Origin of the sequence: Limnohabitans sp. 2KL-3 (assembly GCF_001269405.1) — a bacterium.
In the GTDB taxonomy this organism is placed as follows: Bacteria; Pseudomonadota; Gammaproteobacteria; order Burkholderiales; family Burkholderiaceae_C; genus Limnohabitans_A.
Genome location: NZ_CXON01000003.1, coordinates 420,121 through 441,744, shown reverse-complemented (window position 1 = coordinate 441,744; position 21,624 = coordinate 420,121). Strand labels below are relative to the sequence as shown.

Annotated in this window: 21 protein-coding genes; 18 read left to right on the top strand and 3 right to left on the bottom strand. The window is 56.8% G+C overall.

Translation table 11 applies throughout. The features are described 5' to 3' along the window. Positions 1-23: 23 nt before the first annotated feature. On the bottom strand, positions 24-3,161 hold the full coding sequence (locus AMM41_RS06805; RefSeq protein WP_089955009.1) for an Rne/Rng family ribonuclease: 3,138 nt from the start codon (positions 3,159-3,161) through the stop codon (positions 24-26). A 589-nt stretch (positions 3,162-3,750) separates the two neighbouring features. Here AMM41_RS06805 and AMM41_RS06800 point away from each other — a divergent pair. Genes AMM41_RS06800 through AMM41_RS06785 form a run of 4 tightly spaced genes read left to right on the top strand, consistent with a single transcriptional unit; the run spans position 3,751 to position 6,795 of the window. Beyond that, positions 3,751-4,746, top strand: a complete 996-nt coding sequence (locus AMM41_RS06800; protein ID WP_089955007.1) for an RluA family pseudouridine synthase — start codon at positions 3,751-3,753, stop codon at positions 4,744-4,746. Next, positions 4,736-5,416 carry an HAD family hydrolase gene (locus tag AMM41_RS06795; RefSeq protein ID WP_089955005.1) on the top strand — a complete coding sequence of 227 codons (681 nt, stop codon included), beginning with the start codon at positions 4,736-4,738 and terminating at the stop codon, positions 5,414-5,416. Before AMM41_RS06800 ends, AMM41_RS06795 begins: the two co-directional genes overlap by 11 nt. 12 nt (positions 5,417-5,428) lie before the next feature. After that, entirely contained in the window at positions 5,429-5,794 is a 366-nt protein-coding gene (locus tag AMM41_RS06790) for a Rieske (2Fe-2S) protein (RefSeq protein WP_089955001.1), read from the top strand. A gap of 56 nt (positions 5,795-5,850) precedes the next feature. Further along, positions 5,851-6,795, top strand: a complete 945-nt coding sequence (locus tag AMM41_RS06785) for a S49 family peptidase (RefSeq protein WP_228769137.1) — start codon at positions 5,851-5,853, stop codon at positions 6,793-6,795. A 3-nt stretch (positions 6,796-6,798) separates the two neighbouring features. Here AMM41_RS06785 and AMM41_RS06780 read toward each other — a convergent pair whose 3' ends face one another. Together AMM41_RS06780 and AMM41_RS06775 are read right to left on the bottom strand one after the other, a co-directional pair. Beyond that, a complete protein-coding gene (locus tag AMM41_RS06780) occupies positions 6,799-7,578 on the bottom strand; it encodes an SAM-dependent methyltransferase (RefSeq protein ID WP_089954989.1) in 780 nt (259 codons plus the stop codon). Positions 7,579-7,580: 2 nt separating this feature from the next. After that, the gene (locus AMM41_RS06775) at positions 7,581-8,147 is read right to left on the bottom strand and encodes a Maf family nucleotide pyrophosphatase (RefSeq protein WP_089955311.1); all 567 of its coding nucleotides are present in this window, start codon (positions 8,145-8,147) and stop codon (positions 7,581-7,583) included. Positions 8,148-8,251: 104 nt separating this feature from the next. On the opposite strand from AMM41_RS06775, the gene AMM41_RS06770 reads away from it, so the two are divergent. From AMM41_RS06770 to era, 14 genes are all read left to right on the top strand, one after another. Then, positions 8,252-8,800: a YceD family protein gene (locus AMM41_RS06770; protein ID WP_089954985.1), complete on the top strand. Its 549-nt coding sequence runs from the start codon at positions 8,252-8,254 to the stop codon at positions 8,798-8,800. Positions 8,801-8,934: 134 nt separating this feature from the next. Continuing rightward, positions 8,935-9,117 carry a 50S ribosomal protein L32 gene (gene rpmF, locus AMM41_RS06765; RefSeq protein WP_005794249.1) on the top strand — a complete coding sequence of 61 codons (183 nt, stop codon included), beginning with the start codon at positions 8,935-8,937 and terminating at the stop codon, positions 9,115-9,117. Positions 9,118-9,227: 110 nt separating this feature from the next. Next, a complete protein-coding gene (plsX, locus tag AMM41_RS06760; RefSeq protein ID WP_089954982.1) occupies positions 9,228-10,292 on the top strand; it encodes a phosphate acyltransferase PlsX in 1,065 nt (354 codons plus the stop codon). Then, complete coding sequence (locus AMM41_RS06755) at positions 10,289-11,266, top strand: beta-ketoacyl-ACP synthase III (RefSeq protein ID WP_089954978.1); 978 nt, start codon at positions 10,289-10,291, stop codon at positions 11,264-11,266. Before plsX ends, AMM41_RS06755 begins: the two co-directional genes overlap by 4 nt. Positions 11,267-11,344: 78 nt before the next feature. Next, a complete protein-coding gene (gene fabD / locus AMM41_RS06750) occupies positions 11,345-12,295 on the top strand; it encodes an ACP S-malonyltransferase (protein ID WP_089954975.1) in 951 nt (316 codons plus the stop codon). Continuing rightward, positions 12,292-13,035 carry a 3-oxoacyl-ACP reductase FabG gene (gene fabG, locus AMM41_RS06745; RefSeq protein WP_089954972.1) on the top strand — a complete coding sequence of 248 codons (744 nt, stop codon included), beginning with the start codon at positions 12,292-12,294 and terminating at the stop codon, positions 13,033-13,035. Before fabD ends, fabG begins: the two co-directional genes overlap by 4 nt. 62 nt (positions 13,036-13,097) lie before the next feature. Continuing rightward, positions 13,098-13,334, top strand: coding sequence for an acyl carrier protein (gene acpP, locus AMM41_RS06740; protein ID WP_019427049.1), 237 nt, complete (start codon positions 13,098-13,100; stop codon positions 13,332-13,334). A gap of 6 nt (positions 13,335-13,340) precedes the next feature. After that, a complete protein-coding gene (gene fabF, locus AMM41_RS06735) occupies positions 13,341-14,585 on the top strand; it encodes a beta-ketoacyl-ACP synthase II (protein ID WP_089954969.1) in 1,245 nt (414 codons plus the stop codon). A 14-nt stretch (positions 14,586-14,599) separates the two neighbouring features. Next, positions 14,600-15,097, top strand: coding sequence for a hypothetical protein (locus AMM41_RS06730; RefSeq protein ID WP_089954965.1), 498 nt, complete (start codon positions 14,600-14,602; stop codon positions 15,095-15,097). A gap of 87 nt (positions 15,098-15,184) precedes the next feature. Further along, on the top strand, positions 15,185-16,642 hold the full coding sequence (locus AMM41_RS06725; RefSeq protein ID WP_089954961.1) for a DegQ family serine endoprotease: 1,458 nt from the start codon (positions 15,185-15,187) through the stop codon (positions 16,640-16,642). Positions 16,643-17,082: 440 nt separating this feature from the next. Next, positions 17,083-18,891: a translation elongation factor 4 gene (gene lepA, locus AMM41_RS06720; protein ID WP_089954957.1), complete on the top strand. Its 1,809-nt coding sequence runs from the start codon at positions 17,083-17,085 to the stop codon at positions 18,889-18,891. Beyond that, positions 18,891-19,856 (top strand): signal peptidase I, encoded by a 966-nt coding sequence (lepB, locus tag AMM41_RS06715; RefSeq protein ID WP_089954953.1) that lies wholly within the window; start codon positions 18,891-18,893, stop codon positions 19,854-19,856. The genes lepA and lepB overlap by 1 nt, the downstream gene beginning before the upstream one ends. Positions 19,857-19,881: 25 nt before the next feature. Continuing rightward, complete coding sequence (gene rnc, locus AMM41_RS06710) at positions 19,882-20,568, top strand: ribonuclease III (RefSeq protein ID WP_089954948.1); 687 nt, start codon at positions 19,882-19,884, stop codon at positions 20,566-20,568. Further along, on the top strand, positions 20,565-21,620 hold the full coding sequence (gene era / locus AMM41_RS06705; RefSeq protein WP_194944635.1) for a GTPase Era: 1,056 nt from the start codon (positions 20,565-20,567) through the stop codon (positions 21,618-21,620). Before rnc ends, era begins: the two co-directional genes overlap by 4 nt. The last annotated feature ends 4 nt before the right edge of the window (positions 21,621-21,624 follow it).

The window sequence follows — 21,624 nt, the reverse complement described above, 5'->3', positions numbered from 1 at the left end:
TTCAGGCAGCCAAAGTACCTTTGTTAAAAGGGAACTTTCAGTTGGCTCAGGTCTTTGCGAGTTTCGACCAACACCAGTGGGCCCTCATTCACCACCACCGCAGCAGGGCGTTCGCGCGGAATACGCACAACGGGAGGCTCCGCTGCAATGGCGGCCTGAACAGCTGCAATTTTTTCGGCATCCGAGTTGACCCAAATGAGTCCAGAGTCATGTGCAACTTGTTGCAAACGATCCACGGGCAGTTCGTACAGAACGGCCGAAGGTAATCCCTGAACAACGGGCGCAACTTCTGTGTGGGTCGCCTGCTTGACGGTTTCTGCGGGCGTTGTGGTCTGTTCGATCGTCACGGGCTTGGTGGTCACCGGTGCAGATGCCACAGGTGCAGATACCACAGGCTCAGGACTGGCATGGGCTGCGGCAGTCGGGGTGTGATCAGCTGCAGTATTGGCAAGGGGTTCTGAGTTTGCGCAGGCCGCTTCTGCGTTGACCATCGCAGGGCTGGAGTCGCTTGCTGCAGCGGTGGTTTCCGTGACGGTGGGCACTGCAGCTTGCTGAGCCCGCTCGAAATACGAGCGGGGCGCAGGACGCTCTTCTGACAAGGTTTCCGTTGCAGGTGCAGCCAATGCATGGCCGGTGGGAGCGGTGTCTTGCTCCGCAGGGTTTTCTTGACGCGGCTCCGCATTGCGTTCACGGCGATCGCGACCATAACGATCCCTGGAGCGACGTTCGCGGCGCTCAGACGTGTTGTCTGACGCGTGGCCTTCTGTGACCGCGTTGTCAGAGGTTTCGGCCACGTTGCCTGTGGGTTCTGTGACCGTGGGCTCCATGGGCGCTTTGTCGTCTTGTCGACGTTCGCCGCGTTCAGCCCGATCCCGACGACCTTCGCCTCTTTCGCCCCGTTCGCGGCGACCTTGGCCTTCGCTGCGATCAGCGCGAGGTGCGCGGTCTGTGCGTGCTTCGGTGTTTTCAGCGTTCAGTTCAGCCGTTGTCTCTACGCGCACTTCGTTTCGGGGTTCACCGCGTGCTTCGCCACGGCGGCTGTCGCGCTGTGGGCGGTCGCCGTTGGGACGCTCAGAACGCTCCATGCGTTCGCCATTGGGTCGCTCAGCACGCTCCATGCGTTCGCCGCTGGGGCGCTCAGACCGCTCCGTGCGTTCGCCACGCTCAGGTCGCTCGCTGCGGGCTGGGCGTGTTTCGTTGTCGCGTCCTTCAATGCGTCCTTCTGAACGGCGTCCGTTTTCGCGTGAACCTTCGCGTGGAGCGCGGCTTTCGCTTGTGGCGGCCTCACCGCGTTCACCACGGCGGCCACCACGGCGTCCCTCTCGGCGCTCGTTGTCCCGACGTTCGTTGTCACGGCGTGATTCAGGTGTGTTGATGTCTTTTTTGACGGGTTCAACAGGCGCTTGGGGTGTGGCACTTGAACCAAAAAGATTTTTCAACCAAGCGAAGAAACCACCACCTGTGGAAGGCGCTGTGGGGGCAGCGGCTGCAACCGCTGGGGCTTGGACAGCTTTGGGGGCCGGTTTGGCGATTTCGGGTTTGGCCTGAGCCACAGGCGCTGGTGCATCGGGCAGCACGCCTTTGATGACCGGCGTTTGCTTGTTGGTGGGCTCTTGCGAGCGGCGCGTCACGGTGGTCGCGTCTTCGATCTCTTCGGCCATTTTGTAGCTGGCTTCGATGCGGTCCAGGCGTGGGTCGTCGTGCTTCAAGCGCTCGAGCTTGTAGTGCGGCGTTTCCAGCGACTTGTTGGGCACCAGCAGCACGTTGATGCGTTGCTGCAGTTCGATCTTGGCAATCTCGGAGCGCTTTTCATTGAGCAGGAAAGACGCGACTTCGACGGGCACTTGGGCGTGCACGGCAGCGCTGTTGTCCTTCATGGACTCTTCTTGAATGATCCGCAAAATTTGCAGCGCCGAGCTTTCAGTGTCACGGATGTGGCCCGCACCGCCGCAACGTGGGCAGGGGATGGACGCACCTTCGGACAGGGCAGGTTTCAAACGCTGGCGGCTCATCTCCATGAGGCCGAACTTGCTGATGGAGCCGAACTGAACACGTGCCCTGTCTTGGCGCAGCGCATCGCGCAAGCGGTTTTCCACCTCCCGGCGGTTCTTGCTTTCATCCATGTCGATGAAGTCGATCACGATCAGACCACCCAGGTCGCGCAGTCGCATCTGGCGGGCCACTTCGTCGGCGGCTTCCAGGTTGGTGCGGGTCGCGGTTTCCTCGATGTCGCCGCCTTTGATGGCTCGGGCGGAGTTGACGTCCACCGACACCAAAGCTTCGGTGTGGTCGATCACGATGGCGCCGCCAGAGGGCAGTTGCACGGTTCGGGCGTAGGCCGACTCGATCTGGTGCTCGATCTGGAAACGGCTAAAGAGGGGCGCGTCGTCGCGGTAGCGCTTCACGCGCGGTGCGAATTCGGGCATGACGTGGCTCATGAACTGCTGAGCCTGGTCATAGATGTCATCGGTGTCGATCAGGATGTCGCCGATGTCGTTGTTGAAATAGTCACGAATGGCGCGGATGACCAGCGACGATTCTTGGTAAATCAGGAAAGCGCCTTTGCCCTGGGTGGCACCATCGATGGCGGTCCAAAGTTTGAGCAGGTAGTTCAGGTCCCATTGCAGCTCTGGCGCTGTGCGGCCGATGCCTGCGGTGCGGGCGATGATGGACATGCCCTTGGGGTATTCCAGCTGGTCCATGGCCTCTTTGAGCTCGGCCCGGTCGTCACCCTCAATGCGGCGGCTGACACCACCACCACGGGGGTTGTTGGGCATGAGCACGACATAGCGGCCTGCCAGACTGACGAAGGTGGTCAGCGCCGCGCCTTTGTTGCCACGCTCTTCTTTTTCGACCTGCACCAAGAGGGATTGGCCTTCCCTGATGACGTCCTGGATGCGGGCTTGGCTGACGGACACGCCTTCAGCAAAGTATTGGCGCGAGATTTCCTTGAAGGGCAAAAAGCCGTGGCGGTCTTCGCCGTAGTCCACAAAGCAGGCTTCGAGCGAGGGCTCGACGCGGGTCACAATGGCTTTGTAGATGTTGCCCTTGCGTTGTTCGCGGCCTTCGATTTCGATTTCGTAGTCGAGGAGTTTTTGTCCGTCGACGATGGCCAGGCGGCGCTCTTCAGCTTGCGTGGCGTTGATCAGCATCCGTTTCATGATGCGTTCCTTTATTGACAGCGGCGGCCCCAGCGCAGAAGTGTCTGCGATTTGAAGCCTGATTACACAACCGGCTTTGGGTTCAGAAAACCGCAAAGCCCACGTTGCCGGAGCTGACGCTAGAAACGAAGGGAATTGCCTTGGAGGATCGTCCGCTCAGCTGTGGGTAAGTACAGCAAGGGGGATCGTGGCGCGTGGATGGGGCGAGGCTAGGGGCATGCAAATATTCGTCCACTGCCGGAGGCTTCCTCCGGTGTCCAAGACAAATTGTCGGGCACAAGGCGTGACGGGTGTGCTTGGCTTCGTGAGCCATTTCATCCACATCAACAAATTTCCGAACAACACAGCCATCTCGCTTTGATCCGTTCAGCAGCCAAAAGGGCTGCTGAACTTGGGGTATTCCGTATCTGGGTTTCTGGGCGTCGGCCCAACCTCCGGGTCGTTTGGCCACTGTTGGCACTCGCCTTCAGTCTGCAAAACGTGCCGAGGGTGGCATCGACCATCTGGATTGGCTTGGTGGTGGTGAACTAAACTCCTGATTTGCAGGAATTCATTTCCATCTGAATCAACCACTTACAGCCAGTTGCCAGTGAAACACATTATAGAGGCCCAAACCCCAGCTGCAGCACCTGCCGTCAAATGGTTGTTGGTGGATGAGGAGTCCGTGGGACAGCGTTTGGACAACTTTTTGATGCGTCATCTCAAGGGGGTCCCTAAAACCCACATTTATCGCATCATTCGCAGCGGTGAAGTGCGCATCAACAAAGGTCGCGCGTCGGCGGACAGTCGTGTCGAAGCGGGGGACCAAGTGCGTTTACCCCCCGTGCGGGTGTCTGAAAAGGTGATTGAAAAGGCCCTGCATCCCGCGCCTGGACGAGAGTTTCCTGTGCTGCTCGAAGATGACTTTTTATTGGCCATTGACAAACCTTCCGGGGTGGCCGTGCATGGCGGCTCGGGTGTGAGCTTTGGTGTGATCGAACAATTGCGCCAAGCCCGCCCACAAGCCAAGCTGCTCGAGTTGGTGCATCGCTTAGACCGCGACACCAGCGGCATTTTGCTGGTAGCCAAAAAGCGCAGTGCCCTCAAGCATTTGCAAGACCAGTTTCGTGAGCGAGAGACGGGCAAGACTTATTTGGCCTTGGTCAAGGGCGAGTGGCCAGCCAAACTGAAAGTGATTGATCAGCCCCTGCTCAAGTTTTTGTTGCCTGGCCAAGAGGGTCAAGATGGCGAACGCCGGGTGCGTGTGACCACGCCTGACGATCCGGATGGCATGCGCTCCATCACCTTGGTCAAGGTGGCCCAGCGCTGGGCTGGCGCTACTTTGCTGGAGGTGACCATCAAAACCGGGCGAACTCACCAAATCAGGGTTCATTTGTCTGCCCAAGGTCATCCCATCGCAGGGGATGACAAATATGGTGATTTTGAATGGAATCGTCAGCTTCAAAAATTGGAAAGCAAGGGACTCAAGCGCATGTTTTTACATGCCTGGCGTTTGCAGTTCAACCATCCTGGGACTGCTGAACGGGTGGCCTTGCAGGCCGATTTACCTCCTGAATTGAAAGCATATTTAGACCATGTCACTTGATTTGAATCAGTTTCGACCTCGGCAATTTGATCTGATTGCCTTTGATTGGGACGGCACTTTGTTCGATTCCACCGCGATCATCACCCGTTGTATTCAGCGGGCGGTCGTGGATGTGGGCGGGCGCGAGCCGACGCGAGAGGCGGCTTCCTACGTGATTGGCATGGCCTTGATGCCCGCTTTGGCCCACGCTGCTCCCGATGTACCCCAGGAAAAATACCCTGCCTTGGGTCAGCGATATCGCCACCATTACATTCAACACCAAAACGACATCAGCCTTTTTGAAGGTGTGCTGGACATGCTGGACGATTTGAAGAGTCGCCACCATTGGTTGACCGTGGCAACGGGCAAAAGCCGTCAGGGACTGAATGAAGCTTTGCAAGCCGTGGAATTGCGGGAACGTTTTGACGGATCACGTACGGCGGATGAAACGGCAGGCAAGCCGCATCCCTTGATGCTGCTTGAGTTGATGCGTGAATTTGGCGTTGAACCTGAGCGCACTTTGATGATTGGAGATACCACCCACGATTTGCAAATGGCATTGAATGCGGGCTGTGCCAGTGTGGGCGTGAGTTATGGCGCTCATGAACCGGATGCATTTCATGAGTTGAAGCCCCGATATGTGGCCCACAGCGTGCTTGATTTGCACCAATGGTTGTTACAACACGCATGAACAGGAGTTTTCATGGAGCCGATGATCCCCTTGTGCAACAGTGCGGATTTGACCAACAGCGGTCGCGCTGTGCCATTTGACATTGTTTATGCCGGCCAGACGTGTCGCGCTTTTGCCATTCGATACAAGGGGCAAGTGCATGCTTACCTCAACCGGTGCACCCATGTGGCCATGGAAATGGATTACCAGCCAGACCGTTTTTTCGATGAATCCGGTCGCTGGTTGATGTGTGCCACGCATGGAGCGACTTACCACGCCGATACAGGGGCTTGCTCGGGCGGCCCATGCCGTGGTGGTTTGGTGAAAATTGAACTCTCAGAACGTGATGGCGTGGTTCACTGGCATACTGCCTACAACTTGAAACCCCTTGAATTTTGAACATGCAAGAACCACAGGACCTGACGTCCTCCACCGCGCCTCATGATCCTTTGAAAATGCCAACCCCAAGCGCTGCCGACGGGTGGGAGCGACAGACCTTGGAGCGCTTGGCTTTTGCGCAATTGAATGAACAACGCGCCGCACGTCGTTGGCGGGTTGGCTTGCGCCTTGCTTGGCTCATTTTGTTTGTGTTTGTTTTTTGGCAAGCGTTCAGCTACAAATCTCCCACAAGTCATCCTGCCTTGCCGCATACCGCTTTGGTCACCATTGTGGGAGAAATTGGCGCAGAAACCGAAGCCAGCGCTGAAAACGTCATGTCAGCCATGCGATTGGCTCTGGAGGATTCGGGGTCGCAGGCCTTGATCTTGTTGATCAACTCTCCAGGGGGCAGTCCGGTTCAAGCGGGTCTCATCAACGATGAAATTGTTCGTCTGAGAGCCGTTCACAACAAACCCATTTATGCGGTGGTTGAAGAGTCTTGTGCTTCGGCGGCGTACTACATTGCCGCAGCGACTGACAAAATTTATGTGGACAAGGCCAGCATCGTGGGCAGCATCGGGGTGTTGATGGATGGTTTTGGTTTCACCGAACTGATGAACAAGCTGGGTGTGGAGCGTCGACTGATGACGGCGGGTGCCAACAAGGGATTTTTGGATCCTTTCAGCCCGCAAACCGAGGCCCAACGCAAACACGCCCAAGCCATGCTGGATCAAATTCACAATCAATTCATTGACGTGGTCAAAAAAGGGCGGGGTGATCGGCTGAAAGAAACGCCTGACATGTTCAGTGGCTTGTTTTGGAGCGGTCAGCAAGCGGTTGATTTGGGCTTGGCAGACAGTTTGGGCAGCGTGGATGGGGTGGCCCGTGAGGTGGTACAAGCCCCCGATGTGATTGATTACACCCAGCGCGAAAACGTGGCAGAGCGCTTGGTCAAGCGTTTTGGCGCAGCCGTGGGCGAGGGCTCTGTTCGAGCCTTGCGTGCGAGCACAGGATTGCGTTGACCATCAAGGTCCGATGGCGTACACCGCAGGCGTGTGGCCATCCGGACCTTTGATTCCCTTTTTCCATTGGCCCACGCTGTGGCTTTGGATGTTGGCCGTGGCCAAGGTCAGGCCGCTGGCAATGGCCAATCGGGTTGACCCTTGAAGACCTTGTACCAAGGTCGACAGCATGGCCGCATTGCGGTACGGGGTCTCGATCCAAAGTTGTGTTTGACCGGTTCTTTGCGCTAGATTTTCAAGTTGCTTGACCCGTGCTGCTCGTTCAGCGGTATCTTGCGGTAAGTACCCCACAAAAGCAAAATTTTGACCGTTCAGGCCACTGGCGGCCAAGGCCAACAGCAAAGACACGGGACCCACCAAGGGCACCACCTTCAAATTCAGATCGTGAGCGGCACGCACCACCGAGCTGCCGGGATCCGCCACAGCAGGCATGCCTGCTTCGCTGAGCAGGCCCACGTGATGTCCATCTAATGCAGCCGATAGAAGCGGTTTGCCATCAAAACCAGATTGATGATCTCCTTTTTTGTGCACATGGCGTGGCAGTTCGGTGATGGTCTGCTCGGACAACGGAACGGCCAAAGGGTGAATTTCATTCACGCGTTTTAAAAATGCGCGGGTCGATTTGGCGTTTTCACAGACCCAGTGCCTGATTTCCGATGCGGTTTTCAAAGTCGCTTGCGGCAATACATCGGTGATGGGCGATGACTCAGCGCAGCCAAAGTCCAAAGGAGTGGGTACCAAAAACAAATGCCCTGGATCGTTTTTCATGAGAGATGAGGACATGTTCACAACAATTTGATGCCAGCTTGGCGCAGCAGGCGTGCTGTGCGGATCAAGGGAAGACCGACCAGTGCGGTGGGGTCATCGTTGTCAATGGATTCAAGCAAAACAATGCCCAGTCCTTCGCTTTTGGCGCTGCCGGCGCAGTCGTAAGGCTTTTCTGCTTGAAGATAAGCCTCGATTTCTGCATCGCTCAGGTCGCGAAACACCACCCGCACTTCGGCCAATTCGACTTGTTCGAAAGCGGTTGCCAGGCAAATCACGGCCAATGCGGTTTGAAAAATCACCGTTTGGCCACGCATTTGACGCAGTTGTTGCACCGCTCGCTCATGGTCTCCTGGTTTACCCAGAGCTTGTCCAGCCAGATCGGCCACCTGATCAGAGCCAATGACCACCGCATGGGGATTCAAGGCAGCCACGGCGCGGGCTTTGGCCAAGGCCAAGCGCAATGCCAAGGCTTTAGGCTGCTCGCCAGGCATGGGGGTTTCGTCAACCAAAGGGGCAACCACCTGAAAGGGAATGCGCAGGCGTTCAAGCAACTCGCGTCTGTAGCGTGAAGTCGATCCCAACACCAGGTTCGGGCCGCTGGCGTGCGGGTTGTGATTTGAGGTCTTGGTCGATGTCAAAGCGCAAATCCAAATGAAATTCAAAGAGGTGATTCTCTTACACTGGCGTCATGGATAAAAAATTAGACCCTCAACATTTGGATTTGTTGTCGTTTGCCCGTGAGGGTGCTGCATTGTCGGGCGAGGGGGCTTTGACCGCCTGGCCACGTTTGTTCGAAGAGCAATTTGGAGTCGACGTGCTTGCGGGCCCTGTGCTGTGGCATTTGCAAGGTCGAAGCGTCCCCAAGCTGGGTCATGGCGATGAAATTTGGCTCGATTTGAACGCTGAAGTGAGTTTGCCCATGCAGTGTCAGCGTTGTTTGTCACCTGTTTTGACAAAGGTGCTGGCCCAGCAGTCCTTTCGTTTTGTGGCAGATGAGGCCACAGCTGCCGCTTTGGACGATGAGGCTGAGGAGGATATTTTGGTGATCAGCCGCGATTTCGATGCATTGGCCTTGGTCGAGGACGAGTTGATTTTGTCTTTGCCTCTTGTTCCTTTGCATGACACATGCCCAGAGGTGTTGCCCACCACAGCCGTTGACCCGGAATTTGAAATGGCCGCCGAACGCCCCAATCCATTTGGTGTCTTGGCTGGGCTCAAAAAAGGCTCGACCAGCTGACCATTCTGCGCAATGTCTCCATTTGGTTTTGGCTTGGGCTATAATCAATGGCTTCGCCCGGTACGCCGGGGGACATTCCCATCAACCAGAAGCTGCGTTTGACTGCGCGGCCTCCAAGCTTCCAAGGAGCCATCATGGCTGTTCAGCAAAACAAAAAATCACCCTCCAAGCGTGGTATGCACCGTTCACACAATGCCTTGAATGTGCCAGGCATTGCCGTGGAACCTACAACGGGTGAAACCCACTTGCGTCACCACATCAGCCCCAATGGTTTTTACCGTGGTCGTCAAGTGCTGAAAAACAAATCCGAAGCCTGATCGGCGTCAGCCCTTCAGCCTAATGAGGCCCGGCGCTACTTCACAGTAGCCTCGGGCTTTTGTATTTCTGGCTCTGATTTGTACATTCAGGTTTTGTGCCCAAGGATTTCATGACTTCGCCCACTACGATCACGTTGGCTGTCGATTGCATGGGCGGTGACCACGGTCCCCGCGTCACGCTGGCGGCCTGCCGCCGCTTCTTGTCGACCCATCCCGATGCACGCCTTTTGTTGGTGGGCCGTTCAGAGGCTTTGGCCGGATTTGTCGATCCTCGCGCTGAAGTGGTGGCTGCCTCCGAAGTGGTCGAGATGGACGATCCGCTTGAAGTGGCGCTGCGCAAGAAAAAAGACTCTTCGATGCGTGTGACCATCGAGCAAGTGCGGGACGGCAAAGCTGGGGCAGCGGTGTCTGCGGGCAACACAGGTGCCCTCATGGCCATAGCCCGTTACGTGCTCAAAACCATGGACGGCATTGACCGCCCGGCCATAGCAGGGCAGATGCCCAACTTCAAGGGTGGCGGCACCACCATGTTGGACCTCGGTGCGAATGTGGACTGCACACCCGAACATTTGCTGCAATTTGCGGTCATGGGATCGGCCTTGGTGTCGGTCTTGCAAAACAAGGAAAACCCCACAGTGGGTTTGCTCAACATTGGCGAAGAAGCCATCAAGGGCAATGAGATCATCAAAAAAACCGGTGAATTGCTCCGATCAGCGGGCAGTTCGGGTGATCTGAATTTTCATGGCAACGTCGAAGGCAATGACATTTTCAAGGGCACTGTGGACATTGTGGTGTGCGATGGCTTTGTGGGTAACGTGGCTTTGAAGGCCAGCGAAGGTCTGGCGACCATGATTGGCGGCTTCTTAAAAACCGAGTTTTCGCGCAATATTTTCACGAAAACAGCGGCAATTCTGGCTTATCCGGTCTTATCTGCTTTTAAAAATCGGGTAGATCACCGCCGCTACAACGGTGCAGCATTGTTGGGCTTGCGTGGTTTGGTGTTCAAGAGCCATGGTTCGGCCGATGAGGTGGCATTTGAGACGGCACTGAACCGGGCTTATGATGCAGCCCGAAACCAATTGCTGGACCGCGTTCGTGAACGCATCGCGCATGCCGCCCCCTTGTTGATGGGAGCGCAAGCCGATCGGTCAGAACCCGCGGTCACCACACCATGAGAATTTATTCCCGCATTCTGGGCACCGGCAGTTACTTGCCAGAAAAACGCCTGACCAACGCCGACCTTGCCGCCGAACTGTCGCAGCAAGGCGTTGAAACCTCTGACGACTGGATCGTTGAACGCACCGGCATTCGGGCCCGTCATTTTGCGGCCGACACCCAAGGCAGCAGCGACTTGGCAACCGAAGCCGCTCGCCAGGCGCTGACGGCAGCCGGCATTTCGGCCGAAGAGCTGGACTTGATCATTGTGGCGACCTCAACGCCCGACATGGTGTTTCCGTCGGTGGCGACCATGGTGCAGCACAAGCTGGGCACCGCAGGCTGCCCGGCGTTTGACGTGCAGGCCGTGTGCAGTGGCTTCATTTATGCGCTGACGATCGCCGATTCGATGATCCAGTCCGGTTCGGCCAAGCGTGCTTTGGTCATTGGTTCGGAAGTGTTCAGTCGCATCCTCGATTTCAAGGACCGCACGACCTGTGTGTTGTTTGGCGATGGTGCTGGCGCGGTCATCCTCGAAGCCTCAGAGCAGCCCGGTATTTTGGCCACTGACTTGCATGCCGATGGCAAATACAAAGACATTTTGTGTGTGCCTGGCCATGTCAACCGGGGTGGCATTCTGGGCGATCCTGTGCTCAAGATGGACGGGCAGGCCGTCTTCAAGCTGGCCGTCGGTGTGCTCGAAGAAACGGCCCGTGCAAGTCTGGCCAAGGCCAATATGACCGATGCCGACATCGACTGGCTGATCCCGCACCAAGCCAACATCCGCATCATGCAGAGCACGGCCAGGAAGTTGAAGATGTCTGCTGACAAAGTGGTGGTGACTGTCGATCAGCACGGCAACACTTCGGCTGCCTCGATCCCGCTGGCGCTGGACACTGCCGTGCGAGACGGGCGCATCCAGCGCGGCCAGACCCTCATGCTCGAAGGCGTGGGCGGCGGCTTCACCTGGGGCTCGGTGCTCCTGCGCTACTGAGGGGCAGTTGACAGACATCCCGTGGTCAGTGATGCGCGGCACGCTCAAGCTCATTTTTTACAGTTACAAAATTTGCACATGACGACATTTGCTTTTGTTTTTCCCGGCCAGGGCTCCCAATCGGTGGGCATGCTGGACGCTTGGGGTGACCACCCCGTGGTGCTCGAAACCCTGAAAGAAGCCTCCGACGCCCTGGGCGAAGACGTGGCCCAACTGATCCACGAAGGCCCCAAAGAAGCACTGGCCATGACCACCAACACCCAGCCCGTGATGCTGGTGTCTGCTGTGGCCGCTTACCGCGCTTGGCTGGCCGAAGGTGGTGCCAAGCCGTCCGTGGTGGCGGGGCATTCGCTGGGCGAGTACAGCGCCCTGGTGGCTTCGGGTGTATTGACCCTGGCACAAGCCGCACCCTTGGTGCGCTTGCGTGCCGCTGCCATGCAAGAAGCCGTGCCCGTGGGCGTGGGTGCCATGGCCGCCATTTTGGGTTTGGCCTCAGACAAAGTCATCGCCGGGTGCCAAGAAGCCCAAGCCACATTTCCTGCGGGCAGCGCCGAAGCGGTTGAAGCCGTGAACTTCAACGACGCCGCCCAAACCGTGATTGCGGGCAGCAAAGCGGCGGTGGACAAAGCCTGCGAAGTGCTTAAAGGCATGGGGGCCAAACGTGCGCTGTTGTTGCCCGTATCGGCCCCCTTTCATTCGAGCCTGATGAAGCCTGCCGCTGAAAAACTGCGCGAGAAGCTCGCCACGCTGAGCTTGGGTGTGCCCCAGATTCCGGTGCTCAACAACATCGATGTGGCCATCGAAACCGATGCCGACCGCATCCGCGATGCGCTGTACCGTCAGGCCTTTGGCCCGGTGCGTTGGGTTGAGTGTGTGCAGGCCATCAAGGCCCGAGGCGTGACCACTGTGGTCGAGTGCGGCCCTGGTAAGGTGCTGGCGGGCATGACCAAGCGCATTGACGCTGAATTGAACGGCGTGGCCCTGTACGACCCCGCCACCTTGGCTGAAGTGAAAGGACTCCTCTCGTGAGCGAAGCACACAAACAAGTTGCCTTGGTCACAGGCGCTTCACGCGGCATCGGTGCATCGATTGCCCTGCATTTGGCCCAACAAGGTTTTGTGGTCATTGGCACTGCCACCAGCGATGACGGCGCCGCCAAAATCAGCCAGGCTTTGTCGGCCTTCCCCGGCAGCCAAGGTGCCAATCTGAACGTGAACGACGCCGAGGCTGGCGCGGCCTTGATCGACGCCATCGTCAAAGAACACGGTGGCTTGCAGGTGCTGGTCAACAACGCGGGCATCACCCGCGACACCTTGGCCATGCGCATGAAGGACGACGACTGGGACGCGGTGCTCGACACCAACCTCAAGGCGGTGTTCCGCATGAGCCGCGCCGTGATCCGCCCCATGATGAAGCAGCGCTACGGCCGCATCATCAGCATCACCAGCGTGGTGGGTGCATCGGGCAATCCCGGCCAAGCCAATTACGCCGCCGCCAAGGCCGGTGTGGCGGGCATGACCCGTGCGCTGGCCCGCGAACTGGGCAGCCGTGGCATCACGGTCAACTGCGTGGCCCCCGGTTTCATCGAGACCGACATGACCGCCAGCCTGCCTGAAGAGCAACAAAAAGCCTTGTTGGGCCAGATTCCTCTGGGCCATTTGGGCAAACCCGATGACATCGCACACGCAGTGGCCTACCTGGCTGGAAGCCATGCGGGCTATGTCACCGGACAAGAATTGCATGTCAATGGTGGCATGTTCATGGCCTGATTTTCGGAAACCCCTTCCGGACAGGTAAAATCTTCATTTTTCACAACCCTCAGAGGGACCCCATGAGCGATATCGAAGCACGTGTCAAAAAAATCATTGCTGAACAACTCGGCGTTGAAGAGTCACAAGTCACCAATGAAAAAGCCTTCGTGGCCGATTTGGGTGCCGACTCCCTGGACACGGTGGAACTGGTGATGGCACTCGAAGACGAGTTCGGCATCGAAATTCCTGACGAAGACGCAGAAAAAATCACCACGGTGCAAGCTGCGATCGACTACGCCCAAAGCAAGAAGGCCTGACAGGCAATGACCCGGCGCCGCGTTGTTGTCACGGGTTTGGGATGCATCAGCCCCGTGGGCAACACGGTCGCTGATGCATGGTCCAACCTGATTGCCGGCCAGTCCGGCATTGGTCTGATCACTCGTTTTGATGCTTCAGCTGTAGCCTGCCGGTTTGCGGGTGAGGTCAAAAACTTTGATCTTGAGTCTTACATGTCCTCCAAAGAAGCGAGGACCATGGACCGATTCATCCACTTTGGTATTGCAGCTGCTGCTCAGGCCATTGAGGATTCTGGCTTGCCTACAAGGGCTGCGCTGGATGAAGAGGATGCTTGTCGTATCGGTGTGGTGATTGGTTCTGGTATTGGTGGTTTGCCACTGATTGAAGAAACACATACCGAGTACACAGCGCGGGGTGCACGCCGCATTTCCCCATTTTTTGTCCCTGCTTCGATCATCAACATGATCTCTGGACATGTTTCAATGCGAAGCGGTTTCAAAGGCCCCAACCTGGCGGTTGTCACCGCTTGTACGACGGGTTTGCATTCCATTGGTGAAGCCGGCCGTTTGATCGAATACGGTGACGCCGACGTGATGGTGGCAGGTGGAGCGGAAGCCTGTGTGTCTCCTTTGGGCGTGGGTGGTTTTGCCGCCATGCGTGCTTTGTCTACACGCAATGACGACCCTGCGGCTGCTTCACGCCCGTGGGACAAAGACCGTGATGGTTTTGTGCTCGGTGAAGGTGCAGGCGTGATGGTGCTCGAAGAGTACGAACACGCCAAGGCCCGAGGTGCCAAAATTTATGCCGAGCTGGGCGGTTACGGCATGAGTGCCGATGCCGGTCACATGACTGCACCGAGCATGGATGGACCACGTCGGGCCATGATCAATGCGATGCGCAATGCCGGTGTGAACGCCGACCAAATTGATTACTTGAACGCGCACGGCACGTCTACGCCGCTGGGTGACATCAACGAAACCAATGCCATCAAGGCGGCCTTGGGCGACCATGCCTACAAAACCGTGGTCAGCTCAACCAAGTCCATGACCGGTCACCTTTTGGGTGGAGCAGGAGGCATTGAGAGTGTGTTCACGGTTTTGGCTCTGCATCACCAGAAAGTGCCGCCGACCATCAACTTGACCAATCCCGATCCTGAGTGTGATTTGGACTACTGCGCCAACACAGCGCGTGATGTGAAAATCGACGTGGCTCTCAAAAACAATTTTGGTTTTGGTGGTACCAACGGATCCTTGGTGTTCAAGCGCATCTGACTTGAAAGCCGCTGATGCGCCATCATGCCCCACTTGTGGTTTACCCGGTGGGGCATTTTGTTTGGGGTCGTGTTGTCTTTGTGACGACAGCTTTGTTGTCCGCCTTGGGTTTGTTGGTTTGGCAAATGCAAGGTGCTTACAGCGTTGTTTGGAATGCTGCTTGGCTCGGATGGCTGGCCTGTTTGATCGGAACTGCAGTGTGGGGGCCTCGGCAAACCCTGAGCCATGGGGAATTGTTTTGGTCTGGTGAAGCTTGGTTTTGGCAGTACCGTGACCCACACTGTCAATTTCAAGTACATCAGGTGCTTTTGGAAAAAGGTTGGGATACAGGCACAGGACTTTTGCTCTGGGTCAAACCGATGGATACACCAGACCATGGTCGATCTTCTTTGCGTGCTGCCTGGCTCTGCGAAGCACAGTTGCCCTCGAAATGGCATGGATTTAGATGCGCTGTATATTCGCGCAGCAGAGAAGAAATTCATACACCCACGGCAGACGATGTCCGTGCCTGATGCGCCTTGAATTTGCCTTTTTCGACTTTATTTACCATCTGATTTCCACAACGGTTGACTGTACACAAGGAGTCTTGAGTGCTGAAAATGAATTGGACCAAAGGGGCAGCATCGGCCATTCTTGGCGGTGCCTTGTTGTTGGGTTTGGCCGGAGTTCCTACGGCGTCGGTTTGGGCTCAAAACCCAAGTGCGGGTGCCAGGGGTTTGCCTGACTTTACCGATCTGGTCGAATTGGTCGGGCCTTCGGTGGTGAACATTCGCACCTTGGAGAAGGCGCGTTCTTCTGCGCCCGGTGCAAGCGCACAGGACGAAGAGATGCAAGAACTGTTTCGGCGGTTTTTTGGCGTCCCCATGCCCAATGCTCCTCGTCAAGGTCCGCGCCAAAACAGACCCGAGCAAGAGGCACAACCTCGCGGTGTAGGTTCGGGTTTTATATTGAGCTCTGATGGATTCATCATGACCAATGCCCATGTGGTCGAGGGTGCAGACGAAGTCATGGTCACCCTGACCGACAAACGCGAATTCAAGGCCCGCATCGTGGGTGCAGACAAGCGCACCGATGTCGCCGTGGTCAAAATTCAGGCCACAGGCCTGCCCGCCGTGAAGGTGGGTGATGTGGGTCGCTTGCGTGTGGGTGAGTGGGTCATGGCGATTGGCTCGCCCTTTGGATTGGAAAACACCGTGACGGCCGGCATTGTCAGTGCCAAGCAGCGCGACACGGGTGACTACTTGCCCTTTATTCAAACCGATGTGGCCATCAATCCCGGCAACTCCGGTGGTCCCTTGATCAATATGCGTGGTGAAGTGGTCGGTATCAACAGCCAGATTTATTCGCGCTCGGGTGGGTTCATGGGCATTTCATTTGCCATTCCCATGGATGAAGCCATGCGCGTCAGCGAGCAGTTACGCGCAAGTGGACGTGTCAGCCGGGGACGCATTGGTGTCCAAATCGGGCCCGTGACCAAAGAGGTGGCCGAGTCCATCGGCTTGGGCAAATTGCAGGGTGTTTTGGTGCGCGGTGTGGAGGAGGGCTCGCCAGCTGACAAGGCGGGCATCGAGGCGGGCGACATCATTACCAAATTTGATGGCAAAGCCATTGAAAAACCGGCTGATTTGCCACGCGCTGTGGGCAACACGAAGCCGGGCAGCCGGGTGGTGGTCACGGTGTTTCATCGCGGTGCCAGCAAAGATGTGAACGTCACGGTGGCCGAAGTCGAGCCGGAAAAAACAGCTGCCGCTGCCCCAGAGAAAAAAGCACCGGTTGCCACCATTCAACATCTTGGGCTCACCCTCAGTGATTTGAGCGATGTTCAGAAAAAAGAGGCCAGAATTCGTTCGGGTGTTCGTGTGGATGCTGCCGTTGAAGCGGCAGCCCGGGCCGGCATCCGTGAGGGCGATTTGATTTTGGCGGTTGCCAACACGGAAATTGGTTCGGTCAAGGTGTTTGAAGCCTTGATGTCTCGCATCGACAAGACCCGTCCTGTGAGCGTCTTGATTCGACGAGGTGATGCTGCGCAATATGTGCTGATTCGCCCGGCGCCCTGAGTTCAGCAACCTGTTGAAGCTGTGAGCACGGTGGAGTCCATGCCACTTCATTGAGGTGGGTGGGCGCTAACAAATATCTTTTTTCATGCCAATTTTGGATAAAATCGACGGTCTTGATCTACGTTCGTGGCATATCAAGCAGGTTTGTAACCATGAAGTGATATTTGAGTGGGCCTTCCACCGATGATCCACAGACAGTCCACAAGTTATTCAATGGCGTTCTGATTGTTTTGTGGATAAGTTGTTCATCAATTTCGACTTGCATGGATGCAATGACCTGCCTAGCGAGTTGGGGGCTGTGAGAATGGGCCAATTTGCCTACAATGAAGCCCCAGCCATCGCAGTTGCCAATGATTGTTGGTTCAGGGCGCGTCGCCACCAGACGCGCCCTTTTTTCTTTTACGGGTCCTTGATCCACAAACACTTGCAGAACTTGCTTGATGAATCACATCAGAAATTTTTCGATCATTGCGCACATTGACCATGGCAAATCCACGCTGGCCGATCGCTTGATTCAACGCTGCGGGGGCCTTGAGGCCCGTGAGATGGAGGCTCAAGTTCTCGACTCGATGGACATCGAGAAAGAGCGTGGCATCACCATCAAGGCGCAGACCGCTGCGCTGCACTACAAAGCCAAAGACGGGCAGATCTACAACCTGAACCTGATTGACACGCCCGGCCATGTGGACTTCTCCTACGAAGTGTCGCGTTCGCTGTCGGCCTGTGAAGGCGCGTTGCTGGTGGTCGATGCCAGCCAAGGCGTGGAAGCGCAAACCGTGGCCAACTGCTACACCGCCCTCGACTTGGGCGTGGAAGTGGTGCCAGTGCTCAACAAGATGGACCTGCCCAACGCCGATCCCGACAATGCCCGCAGCGAAGTCGAAGACGTGATTGGCATCGACGCGACCGATGCGATTCCGTGTTCTGCCAAAACCGGCATGGGCATCGAAGAAATCCTCGAAGCCGTGGTCGCACGCATCCCGCCGCCCAAGGGCAACCCCGATGCGCCATTGCGGGCCATGATCATTGACAGCTGGTTTGACAGTTACGTCGGTGTGGTCATGTTGGTGCGTGTGGTTGATGGCCAATTGCTCAAAGGCGAGCGCATCAAGATGATGGCCAGTAATGCGGTTTATGAAGCAGGCAGCTTGGGCGTGTTCACCCCCGCCAACGAGCCGCGCCAGTCGCTGCGAGCCGGCGAGGTGGGTTACATCATCGCGGGCATCAAGGAATTGCAGGCGGCCAAGGTGGGTGACACCGTGACCTTGGAAAAGAAGCTGCCCAATAACTTGGGCCCTGCCGCCGAGGCCCTGCCGGGTTTCAAGGAAATTCAGCCCCAAGTGTTTGCCGGTTTGTACCCGACGGAAGCCAACCAATACGACGGTCTGCGCGACGCGCTCGAAAAGCTGAAACTCAATGATGCGTCTTTGCATTACGAGCCCGAAGTCTCGCAGGCGCTGGGTTTTGGTTTTCGCTGCGGCTTTTTGGGCTTGTTGCACATGGAAATCGTGCAAGAGCGTTTGGAGCGCGAATTTGATCAGGACCTGATCACCACAGCCCCCAGCGTGGTCTACCAAGTGGTCCAGCCCGGTGGGGAAGTCATCATGGTCGAAAACCCGTCCAAGATGCCCGATCAAGGCAAGCTGCAAGAGATCCGCGAGCCCATCGTCACGGTTCACCTGTACATGCCGCAAGACTATGTGGGCCCCGTGATGACGCTGGCCAACCAAAAGCGCGGCGTGCAAATGAACATGGCCTACCACGGTCGCCAGGTCATGTTGACCTATGAAATGCCGCTCGGCGAGATCGTGCTCGACTTTTTTGACAAGCTCAAGTCGGTCAGCCGAGGTTATGCGTCCATGGATTACGAGTTCAAGGAGTTTCGCGCTTCCGATGTGGTCAAGGTCGACATTTTGCTCAACGGCGAAAAAGTCGATGCCCTGTCCATCATCGTGCACCGTTCGCAGTCCCAGTACCGGGGGCGTGCGGTGGTGGCCAAGATGCGCGAGATCATCAGCCGCCAGATGTTCGATGTCGCCATTCAGGCCGCCATTGGTGCCAACATCATTGCGCGTGAAAGCATCAAGGCCTTGCGCAAAAACGTGCTGGCCAAGTGCTATGGCGGCGATATTTCGCGCAAGCGCAAACTGCTTGAAAAGCAAAAGGCCGGTAAAAAGCGCATGAAACAAATTGGCTCGGTCGAGGTGCCCCAAGAGGCATTCTTGGCCATTTTGCAGGTGGAAGATTGATGCAGTTCCTCACATCTTTGGTCTTGGCGGCTTTTGTCGGCTATGCCGGTTCTTGGTATTTCGGCTATTTAGAGGGCAATTTTGCATTGCTCTTGCTGCTGGCCACGGTGGTCACAGGCATTTATTGGCTGGCAGAGCGCTTCTTCTTTTTGCCCCAGCGACAAAAGGCGGTGGCCCAATTAGAGGCGCAGACGGCTCAGCGTCGGGCCGAATTGGCCAAAATGGGCATTGATAAGGTGGACACAGACATCCGCGAAAGCCGCGAAAAACTGCTGATGCAGCCTTGGTGGTTGGACTGGACAGCGGGATTGTTTCCGGTGATTGTGGTGGTGTTCATCCTGCGCTCGTTTTTGTTTGAGCCCTTCAAAATTCCCTCGGGCTCCATGATCCCGACCCTGCACATTGGTGACCTGATTTTGGTCAACAAGTTCCATTACGGTCTGCGTTTGCCTGTGGTCAATACCAAATTGACCGAGGGTTCGGCCGTACAGCGTGGGGATGTGATGGTGTTTCGCTACCCCCCAAAGCCCAATGTGGATTACATCAAGCGTGTGGTGGGGGTGCCAGGTGACGAAGTGTCTTACTTGAACAAGCGTTTGACCGTGAATGGTCAGCCCATTGCGACCAAGGCATTGCCGGATTTCTTTGATGAATCCACCATGCGTTATTTCAAGCACTACAGCGAAAATGTGGGTGCCAAACCACACCAAATTTTGCAAGACGATGAGCGACCAGCTTTTATACCCGGCGCAGACCCATTTCCTGGTCGCGACCAATGTCATTACACCGTGGAAGGGGTGACCTGCAAGGTGCCTGCGGGTCACTACTTCATGATGGGTGACAACCGCGACAACTCTTTGGATTCGCGTTATTGGGGTTTTGTGCCGGATGCCAACATTGTGGGCAAAGCCTTTTTTGTCTGGATGAACTTTGGCAACCTCCAGCGCATTGGCGCTTTTGACTGAGGTGGGTGTGGTCGTTCAATCCCCCATGCCTTCAGGCTTGTCCCAGCTTCAAATCCGTTTGGGTTATGCCTTTCGCCAATGGAGTTTGCTGCAACAGGCGCTGACCCACCGCAGTTTCAGTGCAGATCATTACGAGCGTCTGGAGTTTTTAGGTGACTCGGTGCTCAATTTGGCGGTCTCGCACATGCTCTACACCCAGTTGCAGCACATGCCAGAAGGTGATTTGTCTCGCGTGCGGGCCAACTTGGTCAAGCAAGACACACTGCACCAACTGGCCAAAACGCTGGATGTCGCCGAGGTCATGCGTTTGGGTGAAGGCGAGATGCGTTCCGGTGGTCAGGGCAGGCCCTCTATTTTGGCGGACATGGTCGAGGCCATCATTGGCGCGGTGTACCTCGATGGTGGTTACAAGGATGCACAAGCCTTGGTCGAGCGCCTGTTTGCCAAAGTGGACATCAAACCTGACATGCAAGCCGTGGGCAAAGACCCCAAGACCGAATTGCAAGAATGGCTGCAAGGGCGCAAGCTCGCGCTGCCCAAATACACTGTGGTCGGCACCTCCGGTGCGGCGCACCGCCAGCAGTTCGAGGTCTCTTGCGAAGTGACCGAGTTGCGCCAAACCCAACAAGGCTCGGGCGCATCGCGTCGCGCCGCCGAACAAGCAGCGGCCGCCGCCATGCTGCAAACCCTGAAATCCGAAAGCGCCGCATGAGCACCGACAAAAAAACACCTGAAACTGAACGCACGCCGCAAGAGCAAACCATGCGCCGCCCTGTGCAAATCGCGGGTGTGACCATCCAGCCACGCGATGCATCGGAAGACGCCGATTTACCCCCGGTGACGGCTACAGCAACCCCCGTGCCCGTTGAAGGCCAGCGCTGTGGCCTCGTGGCCATTGTGGGCAAGCCCAACGTGGGCAAGTCGACTTTGCTCAACGCCTTGGTCGGTCAAAAAATCAGCATCACCTCGCGCAAAGCACAAACCACGCGCCACCGCATCACCGGCATTCGCACCCAGGGCGCTGCCCAATATGTGTTTGTCGACACCCCGGGTTTCCAGACCATCCACGGCACCGCGCTCAACAAGTCGCTGAACAAAACCGTGGTGGGTGCGGTGAGCGATGTGGACTTGGTGCTGTTTGTGGTGGAGGCGGGCAGCTTCACCACGGCAGACGCCAAAGTGCTGGCGCTGCTCAAGCCCGGCATTCCGGTCTTGCTGGTGGCGAACAAGCTCGACAATGTGCACCGCCGTGGCGACATCGCGCCTTGGCTGCAAAGCATGCAAGAGCGCCATGCCTTCACCGAGTTTGTGCCCATGTCGGCCAAGCAGCCAAAAGACATCGTGCGCTTGCTCGACATTTGCGAAAAATACCTGCCCGAGCAGCCCTGGTGGCACGCCGAAGACGAACTGACCGATCGCAGCGAGAAGTTCCTGGCCAGCGAAATGGTGCGCGAAAAACTCTTCCGCTTGACGGGTGACGAGCTGCCTTATACCTCCACGGTGGTGATCGACAAGTTCGAAGAAGAAGCCGGGCGCACGGCCAAGCGCATGTTGCGCATCGCGGCCACCATCGTGGTCGAGCGCGAAGGCCACAAGGCCATGGTGATCGGTGACAAGGGCGAAAAGCTCAAGCGCATCGGCACCGAAACCCGCGTGGAGCTGGAAAAGCTGCTGGACGCCAAGGTCTTCATCGAGCTGTGGGTCAAGGTGCGTTCGGGCTGGGCCGACGACGAAGCCCGCGTGCGCAGCTTCGGCTACGAGTAATTCC